Source organism: Muricoccus nepalensis (genome assembly GCF_006438825.1).
In the GTDB taxonomy this organism is placed as follows: Bacteria; Pseudomonadota; Alphaproteobacteria; order Acetobacterales; family Acetobacteraceae; genus Roseomonas; species Roseomonas nepalensis.
This window is the reverse complement of record NZ_RCZP01000153.1, coordinates 1-620: the sequence shown is the minus strand read 5'-3', so window position 1 is coordinate 620 and position 620 is coordinate 1. Positions and strand designations below refer to the sequence as shown.

The window sequence follows — 620 nt, the reverse complement described above, 5'->3', positions numbered from 1 at the left end:
GAACCGTGGGCGGCGAGGGCGGCGTCGATCACCTCCTCCTCCAGCAGGAGGCGACGCCGCAGGTAAGGCGACAGGGCCGTGGTGGACGGTGCCGTCCCGGGACCGCGGTCGGTGTTGCGTCCCTCCGCGTAGGCGCGACCGGCTCGCGGAATGGCCAAGGCCAGGTGTTCGAGGGCTGCGGTGCGGGTGAGTACGGCGGGGTCCAGCATGTGCGCCATGTGGGACCCTTCCATCCGTTGGTCAGGGCATTCTGCGCCGCTTACTGCCTGAGCCAGGAGGGCTGTCGCGGCCTCTTCAGATGCTCTCCTTCGCAGAGAGGATCGCCAGCGTCTCCGCCGCTAGCCTGCGGGTGAGCTCGCCCGCGGGCATCTCGCGCCCCAAGGCGGCCGCCTGGCCTGCCCACAGGCTCATGAAGTCTCCCGAGCCCAGTGCTTCCGTGTGAACACGGAGCGGAACCAGGGAGCCACCGGCTGTCGGGAAGGCCGGAGCCAGCGGTGAGATTGGCCCGAGGTCTCTCATGACCCGATTGACGATCCCGCGGGCGGGGCGGCCGGTGAAGATGTTGGTCAGCTCTGTCTCGTGCTCGTCGGCGCGGCGCAGCGCCTCGCGATGGGCCGCCG

1 protein-coding gene and 1 pseudogene are annotated in these 620 nt (G+C 70.3%); both read right to left on the bottom strand.

The genetic code is table 11. The features are described 5' to 3' along the window. Positions 1-218: pseudogene (locus EAH89_RS31075) on the bottom strand (hypothetical protein); the annotation flags it as partial. A gap of 76 nt (positions 219-294) precedes the next feature. Then, the coding region (locus EAH89_RS31070) for a nitronate monooxygenase (protein ID WP_194152391.1) at positions 295-620 on the bottom strand (326 nt) is incomplete at its 5' end.